A 14,058-nucleotide genomic window follows, 5' to 3' on the forward strand; every position below is an offset into this window, starting at 1 on the left:
GATATCAAAAGAATTACCAATAGGAAACTATACCCTAGTGGAAGTAGAAGCGCCTAAAGGTTACGAATTATTAAAAGATAAAATAGGTGTAAAAGTAGAAAAAGATGCAGTAGTAGAAATTAAAATAGGGAATAAGAAATTACCAGATCCGACCGGGCAATTTGAAATTGAGAAAGTTGATGATAAGGATATCAATTTAAAACTACAAGGTGCTGTATTTCAGGTCTTAGATAAAGAGGGTAAAGAAGTTGCTAGATTAACAACGGATGAAAAAGGAAAGGTGATTTCCAACCAATTAGTACTTGGAAAATATACGATAAAAGAAATAAAAGCGCCAAACGGATATATGTTACTTAGAGATCCAATTGAAATAGAAATTACAGAAGCAGTAAAGACACAAAAAATAACAGTGAAAAATGCGAAGAATAATTGGGTAATTCCTAATACTGGTGGGAGCGGAACAACAATTTTTTACGTGATTGGTATTATGCTAATGTTTGGTGTGCTATATTTCTGTAAGAAAAATCGTATATCATGAACTGATTTTATAAAGTTAGACAGATTGTTACATTAGAGAGTTTATAGGACGTGAGTTCGGTATTGTACTGGACTCATGTTACTACATTTGTTGAAGGAGGAAGGATAATAGTAAACATAGAATATATTAATGAATTAAAATATTTAAGAGGTGAAAATGGTGATAATAAAACAAGACGAAATTAAAGTAGTAGTTGGAGCTGGGGGGGTTAATAATAATCCGGGTTGGATTCAAACGCAAGAAGATGAACTTAACTTACTAGATAAAACTACTTGGGAAGAGCGATTTAAATATAATTCTATTTCAGCTATTTTAGCTGAGCATGTATGGGAACACCTTACTTTTGAAGAAGGCGTAAGAGCAGCTGAAATTTGTTATGAATTTTTAAAACCATCTGGTCATATTCGGTGCGGAGTCCCTGATGCATTCTTTCAGGATGAGGCATATCAAAATATAGTTCAAATAGGAGGACCCGGTCCGAAAGATCATCCAGCAGCAAGTCATAAAATCGTTCATAATTATACAACATTAACGAAAATGTTTGAAACTGCTGGATTCGAGGTAGTTTTACTTGAATATTGTGATGAAAATGGTCGGTTTTATTACAACGAATGGGATGCAAACGACGGTGTTATTTTCCGTTCGAAAAGGTATGATTCTAGAAATAAAGGCGATAAACTTGGTTTTCCATCGCTAATTGTCGATGCGATTAAGCGTTAATCATTCAACAAAACAGGAGTTAATCCTATGATTTCATAAGTCGCAAATGCGGCTTTTTTATTTGTACGTAAATCTATATTTAATTTTTAATAGTATATAACTGGATTTAGAAAATATTTAAGTTTTTCTCAGCACCATTCACTTTAAATTAACACTTCGTTGTCATAAATATTTATTTTATATTTATATTCGTGTAAAATGAAGTGAGAACATATATTCTGTATAAGGAGGCAATCAAAATGATAGCTGAAATTGGGAAACTAACTGATGGATATATTGTAAAATTTGAACGCGAATTTCCATATACGGTAGAGGAAGTTTGGTCTGTATTAACAGAAAACAGTAAGCTGAAAAAATGGATGTCCAATTTACAGATTGAAAGCCTTAAAACTGGTGGAATAATAAAGTTCGACATGATGGACGGTTCATTCATAAACATTGATATTTTAGAATGTCAACTAAACTCAGTACTTGAATTTACTTGGGATAAAGACCGTGTCCGATTTGAAATACATAAAGAGGAAAATGGTACTCTTTTACTTCTTAAAGAGTACATTCATGAATTAACAGATCATACACCGAGAGATATAGCTGGTTGGCATATTTGTTTAAATCTTTTTTCTTACGTTTTAAAAGGAGAAGAGAAAGAATTTTCTAAAGATGAATGGCAACAATGGTTTGAAATATACAAGGATAAGATTCATGAAACGAGAGGATAATTGCATAATAGGTAATATTCATTATGTAATTATTATATTGTAAAAATGCTTTTGTGAATAAATAAGAATAGAGGTTAATATGAAAGTAAATCAATTAATTGCTAATAACATAAATAAATTAGATGCAACTATACCGTTTAATAAATCGTTTGGAATTGCTGGGTTATCTGGATCGGGTAAAACAACTTTTTGCCAAACAATTGGTGAAGAGTCAAAAAAACGATTAGTTTCTTTATTACCAAAGGCTGAATATCAATATTTATTTCCTAACATTATGGAAACAAATTTTAGTGCCATTAAGATGGAAGAAATGCCTTTAGTACTTTTTCTAGGAAAATCATCGATTTCGTCTAATCCGCGTTCAACGATTGGTACTCATACTGGTGTTTTTACAGAGGTTCGGGAAAAACTTGCTGAAGTTTTTAATCTTTCTCCAGAGGTCTTTTCATTTAATAATCAATTAGGCTGGTGTACTGGTTGTAAAGGCCGTGGTACTACAAAAAATGTTGAGTGTAAAAAATGTAAGGGAAAACGTTATAGTGAAGAAATTGAACAATATGAAATTGATTTGTTGGACAAGCCACATTCAATCTCAAATATTAATGATTTAAGTATTGAATCTATTCTTTCACTAGCAAAAGAATTAAATATTAGTGAAGAAAAACAGCATATACTGCAAAATATTATTAATATGAACATTGGTTATTTAACATTAAATCGAATTATGGGTACGTTGTCAGGTGGAGAGTTAACACGACTTTATTTGGCTGAATTCATGGCAGTAAGTGAAAATGCTGTAATTATTATTGATGAGATTTCAGTTGGACTTGATCATGAAACATTATTACAAATTTTAGAAGAGATTAAACGATTAGGGTGTAAAAATCAAATTTGGCTTATTGATCATTCAGATACGGTACTAGATACAACTGATGAACAATTGTTCTTTGGACCTGGTAGCGGAAAATATGGCGGGAAAATTGTGAAAGAATCACCAAGACCACAGTCAATACTGTGGGATCGAAATAAAGAAATACCAACAGAATATTATACATTCTATGATTTATATTGCCGTAATATCCAAATGGCGGAGTTTCAAATTCCTAAAAATAGACTTGTAACGGTTACAGGAGAATCAGGATGTGGGAAATCTACACTTGTCAATGAATGTCTAGCTACAGATTTCTTGAAACGATATCCAAAAGATAAATTAGTTATGGTGGGACAAGACCGAAATCAATCAATTACAAGTCGATCAACTGTAGCAACTTTCCTAGATATTAAAAAGAAACTAACAAAGTATAGTGAAGACATTGATGATATTTTTGAGCGCTCGATTGAGGATATTATTGATGAACTTCCAAATGAAGATATCGCTTATAAACGTTTGAGCCTACTAATTAAATTAGGACTTGGCTATTTAACATTAGAGAGAAAAACACAAACATTATCGACAGGTGAGTTTCAATGTGTTCATTTAGTTTCAGAATTATTTGCAAACACTAGAAATCCACATACATTATTTATTTTTGATGAGCCTTCAAAAGGTTTATCACAAAATATTTTAAATCAATTTATCGATAGTATTAGAGGTATTCTGCAAGATGAATCAGTTTCAATCATTATGATTGAGCATAATCGTTACATGTTAGAAAGCTCTGATTATATAGTTGATTTTGGAAAAAGGCAGAATGAATCTGTAGAGCATTTGGATGTTGTTAATCATGAGGATTACTATCGTCAAAAAAGTAATGTGAATAGCACAGAGAAAATAAACATCTCTTCAATGCTTAAGCAGAAAAAAGGAGTTCACTATTTAGAAGGGAATCATATTAACTATTTTAAAAATGCCGAAAACGTTTATAAGGGCGGTATTTTAAAAAGTTTATCATCAATGGCTAGGTTAATTTATGGTGAATATGAATCTGATACAATCGCACCTGTTGTTGCTATTGATCTTGAAAGACATTTATATAGTCAATATAGTTTCTTATATGAGATTGGTGGATTAATTAATCATATTGTAGCTGCTCATCCAATTAATAAAGATACGAGAAGTTTTGATTTCTATTCACAGGACAATCATTGTCCATCTTGTTCTGGACGTCTTCAAATTGAAGTTTTTGATAAAGATATTGCCATTCAAGATAAAAGTGTTCCATTTTGGGATGGACTATTCGATCCAGAAATCATGAAGGTATTAAAATTTTATCAGCATGAAAAAATAGAGTTTCTATTCGAAGAAATAAAAAATGAGCTTGGTCACGATTTGTCAAAGAGCTATAATGATATGTCAGAAGAAGAAAAGCATACGTTTTGGTACGGGTATTTTGAAAAATCATTTTATGATAAAAAAGGAAAGACACGCAGAACATGGGTAGGGTTTGATACAATTATTGGTGGATATATTGTTATTTCAAAAGCACCTATTAAAGAAGAAATTAAGAGTTCAAAAAAAATGATGAAATGTCCAATTTGTGAGGGGACGGTTTTAAATCATCATAAACCACTTAAATTTGGTAACGTAGATATTCGTGAAATAATCAATCAGCCTATTAATGAAGTATTGAAAACAGTTGGTGATTTACCGGCACTTGTTAAATTGAAGTCTATTGTTGGTGGCGATATGGTATTGACGGAAGATGTTTCTTTATTGTCAAGAAAAGTACAAGTCGCACTGAAGATGTTTGAATTAGAACAAGCAAGCTTTTCAAACTATGAAATGGTGTTACAAAATGTTTTACCATTCTGGGGTGAAATAAAAGGAAATATCGAATCCATTAGTGTTAATAATCAAGTAACTGTTTGTGATTTCCCTAATGTTTATGAAACGAGAGAAAACATTATAAATAAGTATTTCACAAATGGTAAATATAAAAAACTTACGTATGTATACGAAGCGTTTGGATACAAAAAATTAGTTACCCAAATTAATAAAATTAAAAAAAGTAATCCATGTCCATTTTGTAAAGGTAAGAAAGTGATAACCGAAGATAATCTACATGATGGTGTCTTTAAACTAACAATTCCATGTGTAACTTGTAATGCAAGTGGTATTAATGACGAAGGGTTAAAAGAAGTTGTCGAGGGCGTGGATGTACAAACGTGGTTAACTGGAAAAGTAAGTGATGTTGTGAATGAAAGCTTATTAACAGAAGCTGTTGGGCAAATACCAATTTTTAATCGTATTCGTGAGTTGAATAAACGAGATATGATGGCGGTTTATGAATGTCTTGAGAGCAATCAGTAAAATATTATTAATTTATGTGTTATCAAAATAACTAGCTTCATTAACACAACTTATATAAAACTTAATTTCTTAAGAAGCTTTGTATTAAGGTAGTATCATTATTCCAAATTAATAAAAAAGGTCCAACTTCTTAATGTCAAAGTTAAAAAGTTGGATCTTCTTATTTTTATGTCCTGCATACAATATTTTTCACTAAGGAAAGAAGTATTTAGTAAAGGATAGTGAGATAAAAAACTAAAAAGAATAAATGATTGATATATTATGTAATTATTACATTATAAAAGCGATAACTAGAGAGAAAGCAGTTCATAAGTGATATATTTGTTTATTAATCTATTTCACTTTATTGTCTGATTATTTAAATTTAACAGAAATATATNNATATATTTCTGTTAAATTTATCCTATGGATAGAACAAGTTTGATTAAAGGTCATTTAGAAATGTGTGTATTATCGATTTTATCGAGAAAAAAAAGTTATGGATATGAAATTATGAAAGAGCTTGAAGTACACAATTTAAAATTGAAAGGAGTAGGAAGTATTTATCCCATTTTAACTAAGTTGAAAAATCAAGGATGGGTTAATACATATCAAGAAGTAACAGACAGTGGAAAAGTTAGAATTTATTATGAAATTAATGACAGCGGGAAAATACGTCTTGAGAAGAAAATCAATGAGTGGCTAGAATTGCAATCCGATATTCAAATGTTATTAAAAAGCGGTTTGAAAGGAGACCTTCTGAAATGAGGAATAAATTGATAGGTAAAGAAAAGCAATTTTTAAGAGACGTACTTAAGGAATTAAAGCAATACGATATTAGTTTAGAAGAAAGGGAAAATATTAAGCGACAAATATTAGAACATATTCAAGAGTGTCGTGAACATGGTGAAGACAGTATAGATGATTTAGGTACCCCTCAATTATTTGTTAAAGATTTTATAGAAATAAATGAAATTGATTTACAAGTTAAAATGAAGCAACTTCAAAATGAAAAGGGAAGATTCAGCACGTTATTCGTAGGTGGCATATTCATCGCAGTTATTACTTACCTCATTTCACAAACTACACTTTCACTACTTTTAACCGAATCATTTAACCCAACTAATAGAAAAACTACATTTAATTACAATCTTTTATACCGTATAGCAGAGAACCAGTGGTGGAACTATGTATTAATAATGATTAGTTTTACGCTCTCTGTATTAGTATTTATTAGCCTAGTAAGTTATAAAAAAAGAAAGCTATCTAAAGTATAATGAAGAAAACTATCTATAAAGTATTTCAAATTTATATTCTTTGTAATGTATTAATATTATGTATCGTACATCCAAAAGTTTATGCTGAACAAAATATTAAAGTTACTTTAGATAAGTACATTGAAAAATTTATAAGGGAGCAGAACATTCCAGGGGGCGCTATTGCAATTCTACATAATAAAGATGTATTCTTCACAAAAACGTGGGGGATTACTGGGGAATCTGAAAAAAAGGTAACTAGTAAAACACCATTTGTAATCGGCTCAATAAGTAAATCTTTAACAGCTTTAGCTATAGTGAAATTAATAGAAGATAAAAAAATAAAATTAGAGGATCCAGTTCAACGATATCTCCCTTGGTTTAAACTAAAATATCCTCAAATATCCTCAACTATAACAATCCAACATCTACTAACTCATACAAGCGGAATAAGCACATATGAGGGCTTAGCATTATCAGATAAGCAATCCAAAAGTTCTACAGCATTAAAAGAAAATGTAATGAAACTTTCAAATGTAAAATTAACTGCTCCACCAGGTGGGAAATATCAATATAGTAATGCGAATTATATTGTTTTAGGTGCACTTATTGAAGAAGTCACAAATGAAACATATTCTTCATATATGGAAAAGAATGTTTTTCAGTCATTAAATATGAATGGCGCAGCAGCAAGTAAAGAAACTGCATATGAAAAAGGTTATTTATCAGGTTATCAGTCTTGGTTTGGCATTCCAAGAAAAAGTGTAGTGCCCTATGATAACGCGGGTGCGCCGTATGGCTATATTACAGCAAATTTAGAAGATATGATTCAATATATTATGTTTTTGAATCGCCTAAAGGATACTCAATTTTTAAAGAAAGAAAACATGAATTTTTATCTTTCACCACTTTATCAAATAAATGCAGAAAAAAGTTATGGCTTTGGATTAAGGACAACGAATATAAATGAAAGTGAAAAGATGATTTGGCATTCAGGATCCACGCCCGATGCTCGTGCAGAAATATTTATTTTAAATAAAAGTGGCTGGGGTGGTGTTATTTTAACAAATAAAAATCATGTATTAGAAGAGCCAGCGTTATCAGTGTTGAAAAATGGGATTATTAGTATTTTGAATGGAAAAGAACCAATTGATCCACCTAGAAACATACCATTTACACAAATTGTTATGTCGATAGTTATACTCGTGCTTTTCATTTCGCCAATTATGTTTGTTAAAAAGTATAGGCATAAGAAAAATGTTAAAAAACTAACTTGGTTATTTGTAGGAAGTCTATTTCTACTATTATCTATTATTTTCATCCCGATTCTTACTAATAGTACAAGCTCACCATGGAAAATAATTAAAATATTTGCGGCAGATGTAGCCTTTCTTACAAATATTATAGTAACTTTATTAGTTGTGAACGGATTAATATCAATCTTTATAGCCTTAAGACGGAAGAGAGTATAAGGGGAAATAATTAAAGAAATATAATTCAAGTGTTATAAACAGTTGACTCTCACACGATGTCATTGTTTATGATGAAGTTGAGCTTCGAAGTAGATGTAACTTATAGGAGGAAATCATGTTTAAAATAGGGGATTTTTCGAAACTATCTTCCATTAGTATACGTATGTTGAGACACTACGATAAAGTGGAATTATTACAACCAGTAAAAGTCGATGCGCAGAGTGGATATCGATTTTATTCAGCAGACCAATTAAAAAAAGTGAATCAAATTCAAACATTAAAAGCTATGGGGTTTAATATTGCTACTATTAAAGAAATAGTTGCATGCGATAATATAGACAGTATAAAGGAGCAATTTCTATATCGTAGTGTTCAAATTAAAGAAGACATGAATAATCTCCAAAAACAATTACGTCTCCTCGAAGACTCAATGAAAACGATGAGAGAGGATGTTGTTGAGATGAACTATCATGTTTCAATAAAAGAAATTCCAGAAAGAAATGTAGCTAGTGTTAGAAAGTTTATTCCATCATATAATTGTGAAGGCGATTTATGGAGCTTATTGATGCAAGAAATTCATATTAAAAATATTAGTATGGATAATCCGAGTTATAGTATCGCTGTCTTCCATGATCAAGAATACAAAGAAAATGATGTCGATGTAGAAATACAGCTAAATATCTTAGGGAAGCACGAAAATACAAAAGATGTTCATTTTAAAAAAATAGAGTCAATCAAAATAGCATCGATAACAGTAAGCGGAAGTTATGAACAAATGACAAACGTAAATGAAGCAGCTGCAAAATGGATTGAGACGGAAGGTTACGAATTAGCTGGCCCGATGTTTAATATTTATCATGTTAGCCCAGCAATGGAATCGGATCCTGATAAATGGGTTACTGAGGTTTGTTATCCAGTTAAATGATGATAAAGAAAAAAGGCATTCTGTATATGCCTTTTTTCTTTATCAACTTATCCATAAATATCAAGACAAATTACTTCTTGATTCGATTCATCAACTATAAGCACAATTTTATTCGCAAATGTACTAAATGAGCGAATTGTAATGGATTCCTTTAATGAATCTTCTAAAAATCAACCTGTTAGTGCTAAAGAACTGCAACCATCTTTTTGTAAATTTCAGAAGTGTTTAAATAGTTTAGTGATATGTGTATCCTCCATCCGGAAACAATATATTACCTGTAGTAAAACTATTTTGCATTAAATATAGGACAGTATGTGCAATTTCATCATTATATCCTGCTCGTTGTACAAGAGAAAGCGATTTATAGGCTTCATAAGCAGTTAGTCTATTTTCATTTTGTTCATTTTCTCTTTGTATTGTTCCAGGAGAAACAACATTAACTCTAATAGGAGCTAATTCAACTGCTAAAGCCTTTCCTAAACTTTCAATAGCACCATTGCAAGCTCCATAAGCAGGCGCGCCTTTAAGGGGTCTTTGACTAAATGCACCAGACATTAACACGATAGATCCAGAGTTTGAAAGAAAAGGGAGTGCATATTTTACGGCGTAATATTGTGGCCAAAATTTTCCGATAAAGCTACTTTCAACAATATCATCAGTAGCGGTTATTGATCCAAGTGTGTAAGAGGCACCTGGTGTAAATAAATGATCCAAATTCCCGATTTTCTTGAAAAAATCTTGTAATTGGTGTTTATTTTGGTTATCTAATACATAAGTTTGTAGACGATTGTTATTTATTACTTCTTGAGCGTTCTTTAATTTTTCTTTCGATCGTCCTGCAATAATAACATGTGCTCCTTGTTCAATTGCTTGTTTTGCCGTTGCGAGTCCAATACCAGAGCTCCCGCCAATGATAACGATACGACTATCTTTTAATGTAGTAATAGACATATTTTTGCCACTCCTTTAATAAAAAACTTTAGAATATAACTGTGTTATGCTTTTATTATTTGCTAAAAGGTAGCAATTGAAAAGTACGCACTTTGTATGTACATAGTCGCAAATTTCGTACTAATCGCTATTTATGCGGATAAGTAATAGGGAAAATTTCTAAATATGGTTTATCCCGCATTAACGGGCAGTAAAACTCTCACCTCAAAGTTAGGAAAATGCAAGGAAGTTAGGTGAGAGATCAACTGCCCGTAAACGCTCGATTGGTTCAACTAATAATCAGTGGGGGATGAATAAAACCCCCACTGATTAAAGTTTCACTTTATGATATCAGTGGAGAGGTGAGAAAAATGGATTTACAAGAACCGAAGTTAAAAGGGGTAATAGCAACATTACAAATAATCGGCGGGAAATGGAAGCCACTCATTTTGTTTATTTTGCTAACAGATGGAATGAAACGTTTTGGTGAATTAAAGCGATTAATACCAGATATATCTCAAGGGACGTTAGCAAAGCAATTACGTGAATTAGAGCAAGATCAACTTATAAAACGTGAAATTTATCAAGAAATACCACCTAAAGTAGAATATAGCTTAACTGAACATGGAAAAACAGTCAGTACTGTTTTGGATAGTATGTGTAGTTGGGGAAGAGGGCATTTAGAATATATAGATAAAGATAAACCATAAAAATGTTATGTAAACTTATTGTAGTGTGAAGGGAAATGTTGTTTTGATAATTTGCATTTTATAATATATAATTAAGGAGTGTCGTAGGTTATTATACATATTTAATTTATTTTTACAAAGGGGAAGTAATAAGATGAACGAATTAGAGTATAAAAGCTTCTATGATAAAGTAGGAAGATTAAACGGATGGGATTTTAGTAAAATAAAATGTGAAACTGTAGGAGATACATGGGACTTTTATAGTGAGGTAAAAGAAAGGTGCAAACCATCACATATTTTACTTGATGTTGGTACAGGTGGAGGGGAAAATGTACTTAATATAGCATCTTCAGCCAAATTATTAATTGGGATAGATAATTCTAATGGTATGATTGAAACGGCACATTCTAACTTGAAAAAATCAGATGTACAAAATGTTAAGTTTCTTCAAATGGGTTCTGAAGCCTTAACATTTCCACATGCTCATTTTGATATTGCTTCAAGTTGTCATGCTCCGTTTCTAGCATCTGAGTTAGCAAAAGTAATGAAAAAGGGTGCTTTTTTCTTAACACAACAAGTCTGCGAACATGATAAATTGAATCTTAAAGAAGCATTTGGCAGAGGACAATGCTTAGGTGAAAGAGATGGCACATTAAAAGAAAAGTACATGAGTGAACTTATTAGTGCAGGATTTGATCTCGTGCAAGTACGTGAATATGATGTTACTGATTATTACAGTACGCCTGAAGATCTCATTTTTTTATTAAAACATACGCCTATTATTCCTAGATTTGGAGAAGAGGAAGAGGATTTTACTATTTTGCAGAAGTTCATCGACGCGAATAGTTCTGAAAAGGGGATTCGTACGAATTCAAAAAGGTTTATGATTATTGCTGTTAAATTATAATGTTTTTTAGTGTAAAAGCTGATTTTCTTTAAAAGATAATCAGCTTTTTTGCATGGAAAAATGCAGGGGAAACTTGAAAATAATAGAAGTAAGTATAATGTAAATTAAAAAATTAGAATATGGAGGATAGTTGTTTTGAAACGTTACTATATTAACAATGAAAAATTAAACGTACATATTACTAAATGGGGGAATAATGATAAACCTTGTTATTTTTTGTTTACATGGATTAGGAAGTACGAGTTTAAGTTTTATAGAAATTGCTGAGGAATTAAAAGAAGAGTATAGATTTATCTCCGTTGATGCACCTGGGCATGGTAAAACACCGCCCTTTGAAAGAACGGAAGATTATGAAATGCAGAGCTTAGCAAATTGGCTAAATGAAATAATCAATGAATTGAGAATTGATTATTTTTATTTTTTATCACACTCGTGGGGAAGTTTTGTAGGGCTATTTTATTTATTAAATAATCCAGAAAAGGTATTAGGGAGTATTCTCATTGATGGAGGGTACCAAACGAAGAGGCTTCAAGAAAAAACCTTGGAAGAAGAAATTGCTTATTATGAAAAGGACTTTGAAGAGTATGTATTTAATAGTTGGGATGATTTCTTTAAAAGTGAAAAAGAAGTGTATACAAGGTGGTCTCCATTATTAGAACTTGCAGTTAAGGATCTTGGTATAGAAATAGATAATAAAGTATGTTGGCATGCGAGGGGTACAACAGCTGGTAATATCGTAAGAGGTATGCACAAGGATGAAACAATGGATATATATGAGGAGTTACCATCTAATATAATATTACTTCGTGCTACAGTACCAGAAATTTGGGATGAATATAGAGGGAAGACAGCGAGTATTTTTAGTGAGAGAACGAGAGCAACAGTAAAACTAATCCCAGATTCTACTCATCTGTTACATTGGGACCATCCGGAAGTTATAGTAGAAGAAATAAGAAAACATTGGTAAAGTCCAATATAACTTAAAAAGGTTGATTCTTGTAATGTATTAGAATCAACCTTTTTGAAGTGTATGTAATAAAACGTATTGAGTAAGTTGTTTGCTTAAAGTGTTATTTTTTTGCTGGTGTATTTCCCATCGCGATAGAAATTCTATTCCAACTATTAATTTGATTAATAATCAAGACAAGATCAATATATTGTTTTTCATCATAATGTTCACGTACTCGTTTATATAGGGGAGCAGGAACTCTTTTAGTAGGAATAAGTGTAATATGTTCAGCTAATTCAAGAGCAACTTTTTCCTCTGCTGTATAAAAAGTGCATTCATCCCAAGTACTTAAGCAATAAATTCTTTGCTCAGTCTCTCCCATTTTTCGTGCATCAGATGTATGTAAATCTAAGCAGTAAGCACAGCCATTGATTTGAGAAACTCTAATTTTAATAAGCTCTCTAGTTGTTCGATTAATCGTTGATTGCTTTGTGTATTTTTCCATGTCCATCATAATCTTCATAGCATCAGGCGCAGCATCATAGTAAGAAATTCTTTGAGTCACAGTACAACACTCCTTTTAGCTTAAGATGGTATTCATTATATCTTGATGTGGTCGTTCATACCAATTATTTGTACTAAAAACGCAAACTGTTTAAAATTTAGATCGTATTGCATTGGCTGAAAATGTTAACGTAACAGTTCTAATGCAAAAGTAGTAGTTTGTTAATTAAAGTTTCAATCTCCAGATGGATTTTTCCTGTTAGTTTTTGAAATACAATACTAATAGAAATAATAAATTTGGAGGTTTATTATAATGATTACACACATTTCAGATATAAAACTACAAACAGTTTCTATAGAAGGAGTAAAACAAGTATACAGAGATATATTATCTTTTCCAATAAAAAAAGAAACAGCATCCTTCATTCAATTTGAAGTAACACCTTATACAACAATTAGTTTTCAAGAAGTGTATGAACCAATTGCACCTGCACATTTTGCTTTTGAAATCCCATATTCAAAATTCCATGAAACAGCAAGGTGGTTAAACGACTCTGGATTACTCATTGTGAAATGGCAAAATGGAAATGTAATTGGTGAAGAGAATGGTCTATTCAATTTATACTTTAAAGACGGAGATGGAAATCTACTCGAAATTATTGCGCATAGTTATGTTAAAGAAGATGTATTAGTACCGTATTCACCTTTAAACATTTTATATGTAAGGGAAATCGGTCTTCCCGTTAAGAGTGTACCTGTTTTTACGGAATGGTTAAAATCAAATCTAAATATGAAAACGATGGAAGATGGGGATATTTTTAACTTTGTTATAGGTGGCACTGCATATATCGTCGCGACTTGGTGGCAGCGACCTTGGATTCCCATCGCGATGAAAGCTTTACCACCGAAAGTACAAGTTTCTTTTGGAACGTCGGACGTCGCATTTTTACAGCAAATCCAAAATAACTTTAAGAAAAATAGTTTTCCATTTGAATGTAAACATAATGAAGTATCATTTATTGAGCAGGGATATGCATTTTCAATTGTGCATACACCAGAGTTTCATTCCGATATTCCTAGTAAATTAAACTTACCGCTTTCTATTTAAGGATGGAAAGCGGTAAGTTTATATTTTCGTGGAGAAGGGTTTCAACTTAATTAAACTGAATTTATAGAGGAGTATAAGGTATTAGCTTAATTTACTGTAAGGAGAGAAATAA

At 31.4% G+C, this 14,058-nt stretch carries 13 protein-coding genes and 1 pseudogene; 12 read left to right on the forward strand and 2 right to left on the reverse strand.

Annotated features, from left to right (window positions below; genetic code table 11):
* The 8 genes from COK05_RS24875 to COK05_RS24910 form a co-directional block, all read left to right on the forward strand.
* Window positions 1–538 (forward strand): LPXTG cell wall anchor domain-containing protein (locus tag COK05_RS24875; protein WP_141539244.1); only part of this gene is annotated, 538 nt, incomplete at its 5' end.
* Window positions 539–694: 156 nt separating this feature from the next.
* Window positions 695–1,258, forward strand: coding sequence for a class I SAM-dependent methyltransferase (locus COK05_RS24880; protein ID WP_141539245.1), 564 nt, complete (start codon window positions 695–697; stop codon window positions 1,256–1,258).
* 239 nt (window positions 1,259–1,497) lie between these two features.
* Complete coding sequence (locus COK05_RS24885; protein ID WP_088114703.1) at window positions 1,498–1,977, forward strand: SRPBCC family protein; 480 nt, start codon at window positions 1,498–1,500, stop codon at window positions 1,975–1,977.
* A 79-nt stretch (window positions 1,978–2,056) separates the two neighbouring features.
* Window positions 2,057–5,227 carry an ATP-binding cassette domain-containing protein gene (locus tag COK05_RS24890; RefSeq protein WP_098614674.1) on the forward strand — a complete coding sequence of 1,057 codons (3,171 nt, stop codon included), beginning with the start codon at window positions 2,057–2,059 and terminating at the stop codon, window positions 5,225–5,227.
* 405 nt (window positions 5,228–5,632) lie between these two features.
* Complete coding sequence (locus COK05_RS24895) at window positions 5,633–5,974, forward strand: PadR family transcriptional regulator (protein ID WP_098614675.1); 342 nt, start codon at window positions 5,633–5,635, stop codon at window positions 5,972–5,974.
* Window positions 5,971–6,483 carry a hypothetical protein gene (locus COK05_RS24900; RefSeq protein ID WP_141539246.1) on the forward strand — a complete coding sequence of 171 codons (513 nt, stop codon included), beginning with the start codon at window positions 5,971–5,973 and terminating at the stop codon, window positions 6,481–6,483. Before COK05_RS24895 ends, COK05_RS24900 begins: the two co-directional genes overlap by 4 nt.
* Window positions 6,483–7,934, forward strand: a complete 1,452-nt coding sequence (locus COK05_RS24905) for a serine hydrolase domain-containing protein (RefSeq protein WP_098614676.1) — start codon at window positions 6,483–6,485, stop codon at window positions 7,932–7,934. The genes COK05_RS24900 and COK05_RS24905 overlap by 1 nt, the downstream gene beginning before the upstream one ends.
* A 115-nt stretch (window positions 7,935–8,049) precedes the next feature.
* Entirely contained in the window at window positions 8,050–8,859 is an 810-nt protein-coding gene (locus tag COK05_RS24910) for a MerR family transcriptional regulator (RefSeq protein ID WP_098614677.1), read from the forward strand.
* A 234-nt stretch (window positions 8,860–9,093) separates the two neighbouring features.
* On the opposite strand, the gene COK05_RS24915 is transcribed toward COK05_RS24910, so the two are convergent.
* The gene (locus COK05_RS24915; protein ID WP_098614678.1) at window positions 9,094–9,810 is read right to left on the reverse strand and encodes an SDR family oxidoreductase; all 717 of its coding nucleotides are present in this window, start codon (window positions 9,808–9,810) and stop codon (window positions 9,094–9,096) included.
* 350 nt (window positions 9,811–10,160) lie between these two features.
* On the opposite strand from COK05_RS24915, the gene COK05_RS24920 reads away from it, so the two are divergent.
* The 3 genes and pseudogenes from COK05_RS24920 to COK05_RS24930 all read left to right on the forward strand — a co-directional run bounded on the left by COK05_RS24920 (window position 10,161) and on the right by COK05_RS24930 (window position 12,352).
* On the forward strand, window positions 10,161–10,499 hold the full coding sequence (locus COK05_RS24920) for a winged helix-turn-helix transcriptional regulator (protein WP_000365520.1): 339 nt from the start codon (window positions 10,161–10,163) through the stop codon (window positions 10,497–10,499).
* Window positions 10,500–10,632: 133 nt separating this feature from the next.
* Window positions 10,633–11,385, forward strand: coding sequence for a class I SAM-dependent methyltransferase (locus tag COK05_RS24925; protein ID WP_098614679.1), 753 nt, complete (start codon window positions 10,633–10,635; stop codon window positions 11,383–11,385).
* A gap of 135 nt (window positions 11,386–11,520) precedes the next feature.
* Window positions 11,521–12,352 (forward strand): annotated as a pseudogene (locus tag COK05_RS24930) (alpha/beta fold hydrolase).
* 103 nt (window positions 12,353–12,455) lie between these two features.
* Here COK05_RS24930 and COK05_RS24935 read toward each other — a convergent pair.
* Window positions 12,456–12,899 carry a carboxymuconolactone decarboxylase family protein gene (locus COK05_RS24935; RefSeq protein WP_098614680.1) on the reverse strand — a complete coding sequence of 148 codons (444 nt, stop codon included), beginning with the start codon at window positions 12,897–12,899 and terminating at the stop codon, window positions 12,456–12,458.
* A gap of 252 nt (window positions 12,900–13,151) precedes the next feature.
* Here COK05_RS24935 and COK05_RS24940 point away from each other — a divergent pair, with 252 nt between their 5' ends.
* The gene (locus COK05_RS24940) at window positions 13,152–13,946 is read left to right on the forward strand and encodes a VOC family protein (RefSeq protein WP_098614681.1); all 795 of its coding nucleotides are present in this window, start codon (window positions 13,152–13,154) and stop codon (window positions 13,944–13,946) included.
* The last annotated feature ends 112 nt before the right edge of the window (window positions 13,947–14,058 follow it).

It is taken from the genome of Bacillus cereus (assembly GCF_002567495.1).
Taxonomy (GTDB): Bacteria; Bacillota; Bacilli; order Bacillales; family Bacillaceae_G; genus Bacillus_A; species Bacillus_A cereus_AQ.

Excerpts from the sequence above, each read along its gene's own strand:
- COK05_RS24900 (WP_141539246.1), top strand. The coding sequence starts at position 5,971 with ATGAGGAATAAATTGATAGGTAAAGAAAAGCAATTTTTAAGAGACGTA.
- COK05_RS24925 (WP_098614679.1), top strand. The coding sequence starts at position 10,633 with ATGAACGAATTAGAGTATAAAAGCTTCTATGATAAAGTAGGAAGATTA.
- COK05_RS24890 (WP_098614674.1), top strand. The coding sequence starts at position 2,057 with ATGAAAGTAAATCAATTAATTGCTAATAACATAAATAAATTAGATGCA.
- COK05_RS24880 (WP_141539245.1), top strand. The coding sequence starts at position 695 with ATGGTGATAATAAAACAAGACGAAATTAAAGTAGTAGTTGGAGCTGGG.
- COK05_RS24905 (WP_098614676.1), top strand. The coding sequence starts at position 6,483 with ATGAAGAAAACTATCTATAAAGTATTTCAAATTTATATTCTTTGTAAT.
- COK05_RS24885 (WP_088114703.1), top strand. The coding sequence starts at position 1,498 with ATGATAGCTGAAATTGGGAAACTAACTGATGGATATATTGTAAAATTT.
- COK05_RS24895 (WP_098614675.1), top strand. The coding sequence starts at position 5,633 with ATGGATAGAACAAGTTTGATTAAAGGTCATTTAGAAATGTGTGTATTA.
- COK05_RS24910 (WP_098614677.1), top strand. The coding sequence starts at position 8,050 with ATGTTTAAAATAGGGGATTTTTCGAAACTATCTTCCATTAGTATACGT.
- COK05_RS24920 (WP_000365520.1), top strand. The coding sequence starts at position 10,161 with ATGGATTTACAAGAACCGAAGTTAAAAGGGGTAATAGCAACATTACAA.
- COK05_RS24915 (WP_098614678.1), bottom strand. The coding sequence starts at position 9,810 with ATGTCTATTACTACATTAAAAGATAGTCGTATCGTTATCATTGGCGGG.
- COK05_RS24940 (WP_098614681.1), top strand. The coding sequence starts at position 13,152 with ATGATTACACACATTTCAGATATAAAACTACAAACAGTTTCTATAGAA.